Annotated in this window: 12 protein-coding genes and 4 pseudogenes; 9 read left to right on the forward strand and 7 right to left on the reverse strand. The window is 70.1% G+C overall.

The window, feature by feature from the left end; all coding sequences use genetic code 11:
* Nucleotides 1-54 precede the first annotated feature (54 nt).
* Complete coding sequence (locus R2D22_RS02410) at nt 55-1914, forward strand: ABC transporter ATP-binding protein (protein ID WP_318100752.1); 1860 nt, start codon at nt 55-57, stop codon at nt 1912-1914.
* Between the two features lie 41 nt (nt 1915-1955).
* The gene (locus R2D22_RS02415) at nt 1956-2384 is read left to right on the forward strand and encodes a S26 family signal peptidase (RefSeq protein WP_318109553.1); all 429 of its coding nucleotides are present in this window, start codon (nt 1956-1958) and stop codon (nt 2382-2384) included.
* 73 nt (nt 2385-2457) lie between these two features.
* On the opposite strand, the pseudogene R2D22_RS02420 reads toward R2D22_RS02415, so the two are convergent.
* Nucleotides 2458-2618 (reverse strand): annotated as a pseudogene (locus R2D22_RS02420) (peptide ABC transporter ATP-binding protein); the annotation flags it as partial.
* Nucleotides 2619-2659: 41 nt separating this feature from the next.
* Between R2D22_RS02420 and R2D22_RS02425 the strand changes: the two are divergent.
* Nucleotides 2660-3492: pseudogene (locus tag R2D22_RS02425) on the forward strand (IS5 family transposase).
* A 96-nt stretch (nt 3493-3588) separates the two neighbouring features.
* Here the strand turns inward: R2D22_RS02425 and R2D22_RS02430 are convergent.
* The 4 genes from R2D22_RS02430 to R2D22_RS02445 all read right to left on the reverse strand — a co-directional run bounded on the left by R2D22_RS02430 (nt 3589) and on the right by R2D22_RS02445 (nt 6434).
* Complete coding sequence (locus tag R2D22_RS02430) at nt 3589-4194, reverse strand: dihydrofolate reductase family protein (RefSeq protein ID WP_318100756.1); 606 nt, start codon at nt 4192-4194, stop codon at nt 3589-3591.
* A gap of 481 nt (nt 4195-4675) precedes the next feature.
* Nucleotides 4676-5350 carry a hypothetical protein gene (locus tag R2D22_RS02435; RefSeq protein WP_318100757.1) on the reverse strand — a complete coding sequence of 225 codons (675 nt, stop codon included), beginning with the start codon at nt 5348-5350 and terminating at the stop codon, nt 4676-4678.
* A complete protein-coding gene (locus tag R2D22_RS02440) occupies nt 5351-5824 on the reverse strand; it encodes a hypothetical protein (protein WP_318100760.1) in 474 nt (157 codons plus the stop codon).
* A gap of 199 nt (nt 5825-6023) precedes the next feature.
* Entirely contained in the window at nt 6024-6434 is a 411-nt protein-coding gene (locus R2D22_RS02445) for a hypothetical protein (protein ID WP_318100762.1), read from the reverse strand.
* A gap of 141 nt (nt 6435-6575) precedes the next feature.
* On the opposite strand from R2D22_RS02445, the pseudogene R2D22_RS02450 reads away from it, so the two are divergent.
* The 4 genes and pseudogenes from R2D22_RS02450 to R2D22_RS02465 all read left to right on the forward strand — a co-directional run.
* A pseudogene (locus R2D22_RS02450) lies at nt 6576-7557 on the forward strand (GlxA family transcriptional regulator); the annotation flags it as partial.
* Nucleotides 7549-7692: pseudogene (locus tag R2D22_RS02455) on the forward strand (hypothetical protein); the annotation flags it as partial. The pseudogenes R2D22_RS02450 and R2D22_RS02455, both read left to right, overlap by 9 nt.
* A gap of 169 nt (nt 7693-7861) precedes the next feature.
* Nucleotides 7862-8086 (forward strand): DUF6458 family protein, encoded by a 225-nt coding sequence (locus R2D22_RS02460; protein ID WP_318100766.1) that lies wholly within the window; start codon nt 7862-7864, stop codon nt 8084-8086.
* Between the two features lie 79 nt (nt 8087-8165).
* Nucleotides 8166-8519, forward strand: coding sequence for a ribosome maturation factor RimM (locus R2D22_RS02465; RefSeq protein WP_318100770.1), 354 nt, complete (start codon nt 8166-8168; stop codon nt 8517-8519).
* 129 nt (nt 8520-8648) lie between these two features.
* On the opposite strand, the gene R2D22_RS02470 is transcribed toward R2D22_RS02465, so the two are convergent.
* Entirely contained in the window at nt 8649-10379 is a 1731-nt protein-coding gene (locus tag R2D22_RS02470) for a thiamine pyrophosphate-dependent enzyme (protein ID WP_318100771.1), read from the reverse strand.
* Between the two features lie 207 nt (nt 10380-10586).
* Between R2D22_RS02470 and R2D22_RS02475 the strand changes: the two genes are divergently transcribed.
* The gene (locus R2D22_RS02475; RefSeq protein WP_318100773.1) at nt 10587-11789 is read left to right on the forward strand and encodes an IS110 family RNA-guided transposase; all 1203 of its coding nucleotides are present in this window, start codon (nt 10587-10589) and stop codon (nt 11787-11789) included.
* A 47-nt stretch (nt 11790-11836) separates the two neighbouring features.
* On the opposite strand, the gene R2D22_RS02480 is transcribed toward R2D22_RS02475, so the two are convergent.
* Nucleotides 11837-13429 (reverse strand): FMN-binding glutamate synthase family protein, encoded by a 1593-nt coding sequence (locus tag R2D22_RS02480; RefSeq protein WP_318100776.1) that lies wholly within the window; start codon nt 13427-13429, stop codon nt 11837-11839.
* 200 nt (nt 13430-13629) lie between these two features.
* Between R2D22_RS02480 and R2D22_RS02485 the strand changes: the two genes are divergently transcribed.
* Complete coding sequence (locus R2D22_RS02485; protein ID WP_318100779.1) at nt 13630-13974, forward strand: hypothetical protein; 345 nt, start codon at nt 13630-13632, stop codon at nt 13972-13974.
* Nucleotides 13975-14019: the final 45 nt, after the last annotated feature.

Consider the following 14019-nt stretch of genomic DNA (forward strand, 5'->3'; position numbering starts at 1 on the left):
AACGACCCGTGCTCCCGCCGATCCGTCGGCGGGAGCACGAGCGGAGGGGTTCTTATGGCCACCGTCGGAGGCTGGCGGGAGTTCCTCTCCCGCACGGTCAGCATCGTCGCTCTCACCTGGCGCGCCGGCCCGGGCGCGTTCCTCATCCATCTGTCCTGCACCCTCGTCCAGGGGCTGATACCCGCCGGAGTCGCCCTGCAGCTGAAATGGCTGCTCAACCAGATCGGCCAGGACCCGGCCCGGCACGGCCCCGGCGCCGGCCCCCTCATGCTCGTCGTCGGCGTGGCCGTGCTGGGACTGCTCGCCGCAGTGCTGCCGCTCGCCACCCAGTACGTTCAGTCGCGGCTCACCCGAGGCATCGTGCTGCGCGTTCAGGAGGATCTGTTCTCCTCCGTCAACAGGTTCGACGGCATTGCGAAGTTCGAGTCCCCGCGCTTCCTCGACAGTCTCCAGCTCGCCCAGCAATCGGCGATCGGGGCACCGCAGGCGATCACCCAGTCCCTGTTCGGACTGATCCAGAACACCCTCTCCGTGTCGAGTCTCCTCACCGTGCTCCACTTCATCTCCCCCACGATGACGGTCCTGACGGTGGCGGCCGCCCTTCCCGCCCTGGCCATCCAGATCCGCCTGAGCAGGCAGCGCGCGAAGATGGTGTGGTCGATCAGCCCGCGCAACCGGCGCCAGATCTTCTACCAGAGCCTGATGACCAACGTCTCCGCCATCAAGGAGACCAAGCTCTTCGGGATCGGCTCGTTCCTCCTCGGCCGGATGAACAGCGAGACCCGCGCCATCAACGCCGCCGAGGAACGGGTGGACCGCAAGGCACTCCTCGCCCAGGCTCCCCTCGCGGTCCTCGGTGCCGTGATCGCGGGCAGCGGCATGGTCTGGATCGTCGGAGCCGCGACGTCAGGTACCTTCAACGCCGGTGACATCACCGCCTTCATCACCACGATCGGCGGCGTCCAGGGCTCGCTCACCTCAACCGTCGCCCTGGTGACGACCTATCATCATGCCCTGGTTCTCTATGGGCACTACGTAGAGGTGACCACGGCGGCCAACGACCTGCCGGCCGCCCGCACCTCCGGCGCAACCCCCGCCCTGGCCCACCGCATCACGTTCGACGACGTCTGGTTCCGCTACAGCGAGGACGGGCCTTGGGTGCTCCGCGGCGTCAGCTTCACGATCGAACAGGGAAGTTCCCTCGCGCTCGTGGGGCTCAACGGAGCCGGCAAGTCGACCGTCGTGAAACTGCTGTTGCGCCTCTACGACCCGGAGAAGGGCGTCATCCGTTGGGACGGGGCGGATCTGCGCAACCTCGATCTCCCGACCCTGCGTGACCGGATCAGCGCCGTCTTCCAGGACTTCGTCCGCTACGACCTCTCCGCCGCGGAGAACATCGGTATCGGGGACGTACAGCGGCTCGACGACCAGTCCCGTATCGAGGCCTCGGCGAAGGAGGCCGGCATCCACGAACACCTCACCGGCCTGTCCCGCGGCTACCACACCTTGCTCTCCCGGACGTTCCCCGACATGGAGGGCGACCCCGACGCCGACTTCGCGGGCGTCGTCCTCTCCGGCGGGCAGTGGCAGCGCCTCGCCCTGGCGCGGGCCCTGATGCGCGTCGGCCGGGACCTCCTCGTCCTGGACGAACCCAGCTCGGGCATGGACCCAGCGGCGGAACAACAGCTGCACGCCCAGTTGAAGGTCTACCGGGAGGGCGCCACGAGCCTCCTCATCTCGCACCGCCTCGGCGTCCTCCGCGACGCCGACCGCATCATCGTGCTGGAGGACGGCCGCATCACGGAGTCCGGCAGTCACGACGAACTCATGCGGATCGACGGGGAGTACGCGAGACTCTTCACCATCCAGGCGGCGAACTACACCGAGAACATCGAATCCGGAGCAACCCTGTGAACGCACGTATCCGCCCCTGGCACCTGCTCGGGATCGTCCCCGTGTCGACTGCCGCGGCCGTCTGGTGGATCAGGCGCACCTACGTGGCCGTAAACGTCGTCGGAAGCAGCATGGAACCCACGCTCCGCCCCGGCGCCCGGGTCATCGTCCGCAGGGGAGCCGTGCGTCTGAGGGCCGATGATCTGGTCGTCATCGCCGAGCCAGACGCCATCACCGGCTGGCCGCAGAGCGGCCGGCCCGCGCCGCGGGGGCTGGACGAGTCGCCGTGGAACATCAAGCGGGCCGTGGGAATGCCCGGTGACCCCATGCCCGCCGGATCGTCACAGCCGGGTCCCGTTCCTCCCGGGCACATCGCCGTCAAGGGCGACGGCCCGTACAGCAGTGACTCCCGGCACTTCGGGCCGTGCCCCCAGGACCAGATCCTGGGGCGGGTCGTGCGCGTCCTGCGGACGGGTGCGCCGACCGGCTGAGGCAGGCAGGGACACACGAAGAGGGTGCCCGGCCGGTACGTACGGCAGGGCACCCTGTCTCGTGTTCAGTGCGTCACCACACCGGGACGACCTGCTTCTCCTCGGCGAAGTGGCACGCGGACTCGTGCGCGGCCAGGGTGTCCTGACCCTTGAACCGCTCCGGGATCGCGAGCACCGGGATCTCGGTGGAACCGCGTCCTGCGCCTTCCAGCACCGGGTGCGGAAGCGGCAGCCCTAGGCCGTGTCCGTAAAGTTGTTGGCTCGTTACTCCGTTTGTGGTGCGTCGACATGAACTGACGGATGAGTCGTGGGCGTTGATCGCTCCGTTGCTGGCGCCGGGCCGTATGGGCCGGCCCGTGCGGGACCGGCGCCAGGTGGTCAACGGGATCCTTTGGAAGCTGTCCACCGGGGCCGCCTGGCGTGACCTGCCCGAGCGGTACGGGCCGTGGAAGACGGTCTACGAACGCTTCCGGCACTGGTCCGCCGACGGCACCTGGGACCGGCTGCTGGCCCACGTCCAGCAGCACTCCGACGCCGTCGGGACCGTCGACTGGTCGATCGTCTGCGTGGACTCGACCACGGTCCGCGCGCATCAGCATGCGGCCGGGGCCCGAAAAGGGGGCCCTGGGAAGGCGAGGCACTCGGCCGATCACGCGGCGGGCTGACCAGCAAGATCCACCTGGCCTGCGACGGCCAGGGCCGGCCACTGGCCTTCACCCTGACCGGCGGGAACGTCAACGACTGCACCCAGTTCGAGGCGGTCATGGACCGGATCCGCGTCGCCCGGCCGGGGCCCGGCAGGCCCCGGACCCGGCCCCAGCGCGTGGTCGCAGACAAGGGCTACTCGGCCCGCAAGATCCGGGCCTACCTGAGGCGACGCGGGATCGCCTGCACGATCCCGGAGCGGATCGACCAGATCAACGGGCGCATCCGCCGCGGCGAGACCCGCTGCCGCCTCGACCGGACCGCCTACCGGCGCCGCAACGTTGTCGAACGCTGTTTCAGCCGGCTCAAGCAGAACCGGGCCCTGGCCACCCGCTACGACAAACGCGCCGTCCACTACCAAGCCATGGTCACCCTCGCCTGCCTCCGACTCTGGCTCCCATGACTTTCCGGACACGACCTAGCAGCGCCTGGGTGTAGGGGTGCGTCGGGTGCTTGTAGATCTGCGCGTCCGTACCGATCTCGGCCGGATGGGGCGACGTCACGCGGGGACGCCGAGCGGCGGGTGCTCGAGCACGCTGGGCTTGTACTCGACCAACTGGATGCGGTTGTCGAAGGTGCGGTGCTCGATCATCTCAAGGGCAACGTCCGGATAGCCGTCGTAGATGCGTTCCTCGCCCGTGGCCCCGGTGATCACCGGAAACATCACGACCCGGAAGCGGTCGACGAGCCCCGCCCGTAGCAGGGACCGGCACAGGCTGAGGCTGCCGATCGTGCTGAGGAGCCCCGAGCCACTCGACTTCATGGCGCGAACCGCCTCGACGGCATCATCTCGGACGAGCGTGGAGTTGGCCCACGTCAGTGGCTCCTCGAGCGAGGAGGAGAACACCACCTTGGAGGCTCGCGTGAGCTCGTCGAAGGACGCCTCTTCCTCAGGCCTGAACTCGTCCTGGCCACTCGGGACCTCGCCTGCGGCGAAGCCCGACATCAGGCGGTAGGTGTTCGCTCCCATCAGGTAGGTGACCTCGGGCTGCTCGCCGAGCCATGCGAGGTACTCCGGCCCCTCGAGGCCCCAGAACCCGGGCCACCCCTCTCCCGATGCGTATCCGTCGAGGGAGGTGATGAAGTCGACGAGAAGCTCCGACATGGCGGTGTCCTTTCTTCGGTATCACGAGCTTGGACCGGCCGGGAGCCACAAACTCATCGGCCGCGCCGTGAAGTAACGAGAAACCCATGACGCTGCAGCCGATCAGGTCGGCGGGGCGGCTTCTTGCGCGGCTCCGGCCAAGCCGCGTTCACTGGCTTGCGTACCGTCCGAAAGGTCACGTCGTACTTGCGCTCCAGGGCCCGCATCGAGGCACCAGCCCGGCGATCGCGCTGGACGCCGGCGTACAACCCAGCTTCGGCCGACGCACCATGACCAGCACCTCTCTCCTGAAGGAGCAGGCGGAGTGCGAAGCCGGTGAGGCCGGGTAGCTGGCTCGCGACGACTGCGTCGATCCAGGTGGAGAGCCTGGTGCCGAGGCGGCCTGTGGGCGCGTGCTCGGCAACCGGCTCGCTGTACAGGCGCCATTTCCACAGATCCTCATCAAGCTCCCCGCCGGCCGGCAACGGGACACCCAGCGCGCTTATCCCGGTCCATCAGAGCGGGGCTTTCTGCTGGGGTGTTTGGTTCGGTGGGGTCCGGCGGCAGTGCGGTTGTCGGCGTAGTTCCAGATGTCGGCACGGCGGTAGTAGCGGCGTGGGCGTCCACTGGGGAGCGCTTCTTCTTTGGCCGGCTCGGGCCAGCTGCGGGGCATGCGTGTGGGGTAGTGGGCGATGCTGGCAGGTGGGACGCCGAGGACGCGGGCAACCTGGGCGAGGGTGAGGAGGTCGTCGGGGCTTCCGCTGCGGTCGATGTCGAGGTCTCGTCGCTGGGTGTTCCTCTTGTACTCGACATACCAGGCGTCCCAGTCGTCCTGGTTCCAGTACATGACGCGTTCGAGGGTTTTGACGGGCTCGGGGTGCCCGTTGTCATCACGGAGGGCCCAAAGGCGTTCGAGGGTGCTGCGGGCAAGGCCGTGGCGTTCTTGGAGGCCGGTGCGGCTGATCAGGTGAGTTGTGTTGTTCCGTTCTTGGTACCAGTGGTCCCATTCGGCGGCGTCCCAGATCAGTTCGCGGCCTGCATGGCCGAGTGCTTCGGGGTGGCCGGTCCATCGGCGGTTTCGGTACCACTCTTCGAGCGGCGAGAGTGCCATGCCGTAGGCGGCCATGAGGTCGCGGCGGGTGTAGACCTTGCGGTCTTCGTGTTGTGTCATGGTCACTCAGGACGCATCGTCGATGAGCCCGAAGTCCTCCGGGAACTCTTCCAGGAACTGGCGGCGAGCCAGGTTGCTCTCGGCGGCTGCCATCTCGCTGACCAGCTCGATCAGTTCCTTTCGCTGATCACTGTGAAGCGTGCTGACCGCGTGGGCAACGCCCTCCATGACCTTGACCGCGTCGTCCTGATCCATCTGCTCGTCTTCGCTGCCATCGATGAACCACAGGACATCGACCAAAGCCTCGGCCAAGGCGCGAGCCAGGGATGGGAAAGAGGACGTCACGAGAACCTCCGAGCGGATCAGCGGCACAGTCTGGCCATCCCACCACACGCCACCTGCATCACTGTCCGTAAGCCTCCACGAGATGTGGACCAGAGCCCCTGGGCAGAGCCGGCCGGGCCAGGGCTGGGCGAGCATGAGGTGACCGGCAGCGAGGGGCAGCTCCTCGTTGGCGACGGCTACATCATCCGCGCTCACCGTCAGCTTCGGCCCGGCGGCAGCGTGTCTACGCCGTGCCGTGTGCCCACGTCGGTGGCCGTCCCATGAATCCACTCCCGTCGAATGCGGTCGGCGCGCTCGCCGGGATGCTGCGCGAGGGCCGCCAGAACCGCAGGCTCAAGCGGACCGGGCCACACCTCGGTACTGCCTTCGGGGCCACGGTTGTTCAGTGCTTCTGCTAGCCGGTGACCGTCCCGGCGGCGAGCAGCAGGGCCAGAGCACCGCAGGCGTCGAAGACGCCGCACCATTCGGACCACTGCCGGGGCACGACCCGGGCTCTTGCGTAATGGACGGCGTCCCAGACGGCGTGGCCCAGCCAGCCGGCCGCGAGGACGAGCAGGGCGAGGGTGCCGTTCAGGCAAGCGGCCGACAGGGCGACGGCTGCGAAGCACACGAGGCCGGCGAGCTGTCCGGCGAGGGCGCCCGGGCGCCGCAGTTCCCCCCGAAACACGCCGAAGAGTAGGTAGAACAGCGGCATCGCGGCGAGGACTCCCGCGAGGAACTCCGGGGCGGGCCGGCCGTCGAGGAAGGTCAGAGCCGCCAGGGCCAGGGCGATCAAAGTCGGCCAGCGGTGCGCGATCGTGTGCATCGGGGTGCCTCCCGCGTGCGGACGTACGGACGAATGTGGGCGAGAACCACTGTCCGTGGCGTCCGGGCCGGCGGGAAGCGGTGGCCGGCCGCCATGTCCTTTCCCTTGGGGTACCCGTCCTTCCGGCATAGGGTCAGGCGCATGGCGGAGAGGCTCATGGTGGTGGTCGGCTACGAGGCGGCCGAGTTGCTGGACATCGCGTGCGTGACCACGACCCTGGCCATGGCAAACGGGATCGGTGCGCCCGAGGTCCCGTACCGGGTGCTCCTCGCCGGTCCGGGCGGCGGTCCCCTCGTCTGCGGCTCGGGGCTCGTCCTGGGCAGTGAGCGGTCGCTGGAGCGGCTGAGCGGCCCCCTCGACACGCTGATCGTCTCCGGCGGTACGGGGTACGAGCGCGCGGCATCAGACACGCGGCTCGTCGGGCACGTGCGCCGGCTGGCGCGCGAGAGCCGGCGGGTGGCGTCGGTGTGCACGGGTGCGGGGGTACTGGCAGCCGCGGGGCTTCTGGACGGCCGTCGTGCGACCACCCACTGGCGCTTCGCCCGTCTGCTCGCCGAGCGGCACCCGAAGGTGGCAGTGGACCCGGACCCGATCTACGTCCGCGACGGTCACGTCTACACGGCGGCCGGGGTGACGAGCGCGCTGGACCTCACCCTCGCGTTCGTCGAGGAGGACCACGGTCCCGAACTGGCCCGCCAGGTAGCCCGGGACCTCGTGGTGTATCTGCAACGGCCCGGGAACCAGGCGCAGATGAGCCTGTTCACCGCGACCCCGTCGGCCCCTGACGACGGGGTCCGCGCGCTCGTCGAGCACATCGCGGCCCACCCGGACGACGACCTGAGCACGGCGGCGCTGGCGGCGCGGGCTGGGGTGACGCCACGCCACCTCACCCGTCTCTTCACGGAGCAGCTGGGCCGGGCGCCGGGCCGCTACGTCCGGCAGGCCCGCACCGAGGCCGCTGCGCACGTGCTCGCCTCGACGACTCTGCCGATGGCGGGCGTGGCGGCGCGCTGCGGCTTCGGCAGCGCCGAGGCGCTGCGGCAGGCGTTCACGGAGCGGTTCGGGATCGCCCCGTCCCGCTACCGGGCGGCGATGCGCCCGGCCTGAGGCGGGCGCCGAGCGGCTCTGGGTCAACCCCGACTGTGGTCCGAAGACCCGAGGCCGGCCGGATACCCGAGGCCGGCCGGATACCCGAGCGTCCCTGGAGGACCTCGTCGCCGCCGCCCGCACGGTCCGCAGCGAGTCGGCCGGGTCCTGAGGCGCCTGCTGCGGCCCTTGCCCCACAGGACTCCCCTGGTGGGGACGTGAACATCCCTGTGCGAGCACGCAGACGAGGATCGAGAGGATGCCCATCGCCCGTGGCCGGTCCGCGTGAATCTCGGAAACCCGGGTACGCGGATGTCCAACCCCCTTGGGAGGGAGCAACCATGGGTCTGGGACTGTTCATCATCCTGATCGCCGTCGGTGCCATTCTCACCTTCGCCACCGACTGGGAGCTCGAAGCGGTCGACCTCGATCTGGTCGGGCTCATCCTGATGGCGGTCGGCCTCATCGGAACCGCCGTCTACACCAGCGTCCTTCGCCGTCGTCGGATGGTCGTCCCGCCCGTGGCCCCCACGGCCACCGAGGACGACCGGCGCGACCTGCTCTGAGCCAGGTCGCTCACCGGGCGGAGACGCACAGGGATCCGCAGAGACGGACACGACCTACACGAACAGAGGAGTGACAGCAATGACCGACCACGTGTGGACCTACAACACCGAATCCGGCCACCTGGCGGGCACCGACCTCACCGGATGGCGGGTCGAGGCGGCCGACGGCCACATCGGAAAGGTGGACAAGCACTCCGACGAGGTCGACGACGCCTATCTGGTCGTGGACACGGGAGTGTGGATCTTCGGCAAGGAGGTGCTGATCCCGGCGAGCGCGGTGACCCGCGTCGACCTGGAGGAGCACACCGTCCACCTGGGCCTGACGAAGGAACAGGTCAAGGACGCGCCCGAGTTCCACTCCGACAAGCACCTCGCCGACGTGCAGTACCGCGAGGACCTCGTGGCGTACTACCGCATCGGCGGCCCGTTCTAGGGCCCGTTCCAGGGCGGCGGTGGCGCCGTCCGACGCGCCCCGCGGGCCTCGGCCCGGGACGGAGACCGCTCTCCGTCCCGGGCCGAGCCGTTCCTCCGAGCCGTCCCTCCGAGCCGTTCCTCCGGCCGCTCAGCGGTCGCCCGACGGCAGGTTCTCCTTGATCTTGGCGATGGCGAAGCCCCACCCCTGGGACACCGTCGGCCTGCCCGGCACGGCCACCTCGGCGGGATTCGTCACCACGTCCAGCAGCACCGGGCCGGGAACGGCGAGAGCCCGGCGTACGGCCTCGTCCAGTTCTCCGTGCTCGGTCACGCGGATGCCGGTGAGCCCGAGGGCTTCGGCCACCACGGCGAAGTCGGGGTTGTCGAGGACCGTCCCGAACTCGGGGAGCCCGGCCTGTTCCTGTTCGAGCTTGACCATGCCGAGACGGCGGTTGTCGAAGACGACGAGCTTGACCGGGAGCCGCTCGGACCGGATGGTCATGAGGTCGCCCAGCAGCATGCTCAGGCCGCCGTCGCCACAGAAGGCCACGACCTGGCGGTCCGGTGCCCACAGCTGGGCGCCGATGGCCTGGGGCATGGCGTTGGCCATGGAGCCGAGGTCGTACGAGCCGATCAGCCGACGGCTGCCACGCATCCTGACGCAACGTGAGAGCCAGACCGTGGCCATGCCGGTGTCGGAAGTGAAGATCGCGTCGTCGGCCGCGTGACGGTCCACCGCGGCCGCCAGGGCCTCGGGGCGGATCTCCTCGACCCGGTTGTCGAACATCGCCCGCACCCGCCCGAGGAGGCGCATGTCGTGGGCGGGGTCGGCCAGGTCCGCCTGGCTCTCCTGCCACCGCATGAAGCGCTCGCGGGCCTCGTCGAGGTGGGACCGGGAGTCGACCGGGGTCAGCAGCGGCAGCAGGGCCCGCAGCGTCGCACCGACATCGCCGGCCAGCCCCACGTCCAACGGGACTCGGCGGCCCAGACGCTCCTCACGGACGTCGATCTGCACGACCCGGCAATCCTCCGGGTACCAGTCGCGGTAGGGGAAGTCGGTTCCCAGCATGATCAAGGTGTCGCAGCGGTCCAGGGCGTGGGCGGCAGCCGGGTTGCCGATCAGGCCCGTCTGGCCGACCTCGTACGGGTTGTCCTCCTCGAAACCCTCCTTGCCCTTGAGCGTGAGCACCACCGGCGCCGCCAGCAGCTCGGAGGTGCGCAGCACCTCCTCGCGGGCGTCCCGGGCACCGCGACCGACGAGCAGAGTGACCCGGGAGCCGGCAGCGATCGCCTCCGCCGCCTCGGCCAGAACCGGGTCGTCGGGGCGGGTCACGGCCGGGCGGGGCAGCGCGAAACGGGGCGGCCGGTCGTCCTCGACCTTCTGGCCGCCGAGGTCGCCGGGCACGGTCAGCACCGCCACGCCCCGGCGGGTGACGGCCACTCGCACCGCGGTCTCCAGCAGCCTCGGCATCTGGGTCGGGGAGGTCACCGTGGCCCGGTACGCGGCGACGTCGCGGAACAGGAGGTCGTTGTCCACCTCCTGGAAGTAGTCGCCGCCCACCTCCGACAACGGCACCTGGCCACAGATCGCCAGGACCGGTGCGCCGCTCTTCGCCGCGTCGTACAGCCCGTTCAGGAGGTGGACCGAACCGGGCCCCACGGTGCCCATGCAGACCCCGAGTTCGCCCGACAGTTGGGCACGCGCGCCGGCGGCGAAGGCCGCGGCCTCCTCGTGCCGGAAGCCGGTCCACTCGATGCCCTCCGTGGTCCGGATGGCGTCCGTGAGGGGGTTGAGGGCATCGCCGACCACGCCGAAGACGTGGTCCACACCGAGGTCGGCGAGACCGTCGACGATCACTTGGGCGACGGTACGAGTCATGAGGTCTCCGTAAGTTGTTAGGCGGCCCGGGAGAGCCGGATGTGGCTGATGTGGTCTTGCCAGTTGTGGCTGCGAAGGAGCGGCCGTCCGGCTCTCCGGGGCGCCCTGGCTGCTGATTGAGATGTGCGCTTCGGTCGCTATTTACGGAGATGACAGCGGGGTGTTCCTCGGGCCGACGGCAGGGCTGTGCGGACCGGGGAGGAGCAAGTGAGCGACAGGAAGACCGAGGTCTGGGTCGGTATCGACGCGGGCAAGGGACATCACTGGGGGGCGGCGGTCGATGAGACCGGCGCGACGCTGTGGTCGAAGAAGATCGAGAACGACGAGGCGGCGATCCTGGCCGCGCTTGGCGAGCTCCTGGACCTGGCGGAGGAAGTCCACTGGGCGGTGGACATCTCCGGCACGTCCTCGGCGCTGCTGCTGGCCCTGCTCGCAGGTCACGGCCAACGGGCGGTCTACGTGCCCGGACGCACGGTCAACCGCATGGCTGGCGCCTACCGGGGCGAGGCGAAGACCGACGCCCGCGATGCCTACGTGATCGCGGAGACATCCCGCCACCGCCGGGACTTCGCGATGATCGACGTGCCCGCCCAACTTGCCGCCGATCTGGCACTGTTGACGGCTCGCCGATCCGACTTGATGGCTGACCGGGTACGGATGATCAACCGGCTGCGCGATGTCCTGACTGGTGTCTTCCCCGCGCTGGAGCGGGCCTTCGACTACAGCAGCCACAAGGGCGCGCTGGTCCTGCTGACCGGCTACCAGCTGCCGGCGGCGATCCGCCGCCGAGGCCGGGCGAGGCTCACGGCGTGGCTGGCCAACCGCGGTGTCCGGGGCGCCGACGCAGTGGCCGCGACCGCCTTGGAGGCAGCTCAGGCCCAGCAGACTGCGCTGCCCGGCGAGGACGTCGCGGCCCAGATCGTGGCCGACCTGGCCGAACAGATCCTCACTCTGGACGACCGCCTGAAGCGGATCGACAAGCAGATCAGGGAGACGTTCCGCAGCCATCCTCAGGCGGAGATCATCGAGTCCATGCCCGGCATGGGCCCGATACTCGGGGCCGAGTTCGTCGTCGCCGCCGGCGACCTCGCGGCCTACGCCGACGCCGGACACCTGGCCTCGGCGGCCGGGCTGGTGCCCGTCCCCCGTGACTCGGGCCGACGCACCGGCAACCTGCACCGACCCAAACGCTACAGCCGCCGCCTGCGTCGGGTGTTCTACATGTCCGCACAGACCAGCATCATCCGCGAAGGACCCAACCGGGACTTCTATCTCAAGAAGCGCGGTGAGGGCTGCAAGCACGTCCAGGCAGTCATCGCCCTGGCCCGCCGCCGCGCGAGCGTGCTCTGGGCACTGCTGCGTGACAGACGGACGTTCACCTCCGCCCCACCGGTCACGCAGGCGGCTTGACTTCGTCATTGAGACTCCTTTGTCGCGAAGGGCATCGACCGACCGGGTCACCGCAGGGTGAACCGGTCCGGATGAGCCGCCTTCCAGTCGCCCGCCCACGAGTCCGGAACCGATCCGGACGACAGGAGCTGCCCGGGAGCGAGCGGCTCGTACAGGTCGTCGTGGGCCCGTACGTCGTCGGGGCCGACCCGGCGCAGGAGCAGCCCGGGCGCCAGACCGCCTGGGTCGTCGGCGCCCATGGCGGCCATGATCTGCAGAGCGCTCTTGACGGTCGCTGCCTGGAAGCGCTGGACGCGCTGTGCCTTGTCCTCGACGTCCAGGGCCCGGGCGCGCCGGCGGTCCTGCGTGGCGACTCCTACGGGGCACGTGTTGGTGTGGCAGCGCTGGGCCTGGATGCACCCGAGGGCGAACATCATGGCCCTGGCGGAGTTGGTGTAGTCCGCGCCCTGGATCAGCCTCTTGACGATGTCGCCGCCGGTGGCGACCTTGCCGGAGGCGCCGATCCGGATCCGGTCGCGCAGCCCCGCGCCGACGAGGGCGCGGTGCACCGTCGTCAGGCCCTCGGTGAGGGGGAGTCCGACGGTGTCGGCGAACTCCAGCGGCGCGGCCCCGGTGCCGCCCTCGGCCCCGTCGACGACGATGAAGTCGGGGGTGACGTCCTCCTCCAGCATCGCCTTGCAGACGGCGAGGAACTCGCGGCGCGAACCGACGCACAGCTTGAACCCGACCGGCTTGCCCCCGGCGAGTGCGCGCATCCGGTCGAGGAAGCGCACGAGCTCCCTGGGAGTTCGGTAGACGCGGTGGTACGGCGGCGACATCACGGTGCGGCCCTGCGGGACGCCGCGGACCGCGGCGATCTCCCGGCCGACCTTGGTGCCGGGCAGGACGCCGCCGATGCCGGGCTTGGCTCCCTGGCTGATCTTCAACAGGACGCAGGCGACCTGGTCCAGAGCGGCCTTCTCGGCGAACCGGCGCCGGTCGAAGTCGCCGTCCTCGGTGCGGCAGCCGAAGTACCCCGTGCCGATCTCCCAGACGAGGTCGCCGCCCGGAGCGAGATGGTGCTCCGATATCCCTCCTTCGCCGGTGTCGTGGGCGAAGCCGCCGCGCCGGGCGCCCTCGTTCAGGGCGCGGACCGCCCGGTCGGAGAGGGAGCCGAAACTCATCGCCGACACGTTGAGCAGGGCCATGTCGTAGGGCTTGCTGCACCCGGGCCCGCCGATCCGGACCCGCGGCGGTTCGGTCGGGACCGGGCGCGGAGCCATGGACGGGACGAGGAACTCGGTGCCCGGACGGTCCAGTTGCAGCTCCGTCCCGAAGGGGTCCTCGGCGTCGGTCCCCTTGGCCCGTTCGTAGACGATGGAGCGCGTGTCACGGTCGAAGGGCGCGCCGTCGACGTTCCGCTCGACGAAGTACTGCTGCACCTCGGGACGGAGCGCCTCCATCGCGAACCGCAGGTGCCCAAGGAGCGGGTAGTTGCGCAGGATCGAGTGGCGCCGCTGGAGCAGGTCGCGCAATGCCACCGCGGCGAGCAGGAGGGCGGGGCCGGCCGCGCACCACCACCAAGGGGACACCAGGACGGCCAGGAGGCCGGTGCCGAGGGCGGCGACGGCCGGGATGCCCGCGAAAAGAACGTTCACCATGCACGGTCGTCTGTCCCGGATCGGCCGGGTCAAGCGCGTCACGGGCCGGAGCGTCGCGCGCCGCGAGCGCCTCGCACGAGGGACTGCCGAGACCTACGGGCGGGCTGACCTGCGGCGGCCTGCCGAGACCCGCCCAGGAATCCGAATGCGGCGCGCCGGATGGGGGTTTGCCCCGGGCGAGCCCCGGCTAGACGACCCATATGAGTGCTTCGGAGAAGAGCGACCGGGACCCGTCCCGCCGGAGCGGCGCGGACCACGTCCGTCCGGCGGAAGAGATGGACGCCCACGCGGTCGAGAGGCCACGGCCGGCAGCCACGGGAGCTCTGCGGGCCCTGCCGGCCCCGTTCGCCGAGAAGGCCCGTACGGCCGCGTACGTGGCGCGCGGCACCGGGGGCACGCTGTGGGCCGCCGTGCGCTCGCACAAGGCGGCGACGGGTGGCGCCGTCGTGGGCGCGACGGCCGCGATCACCGGTGCGTACGCGCTGGGACGACGAGCGAGGCGGCGCAGCGGGCCGCTGGCCCGGCTCCTCGGATCCCGCTTCTGAGGCGCGAGGAGCGACCCGCGACCCGCCCTGCCCAGGGCCGCTTAC

The sequence above is a fragment of the Streptomyces sp. HUAS YS2 genome, from assembly GCF_033343995.1.
Taxonomy (GTDB): domain Bacteria; phylum Actinomycetota; class Actinomycetes; order Streptomycetales; family Streptomycetaceae; genus Streptomyces; species Streptomyces solicathayae.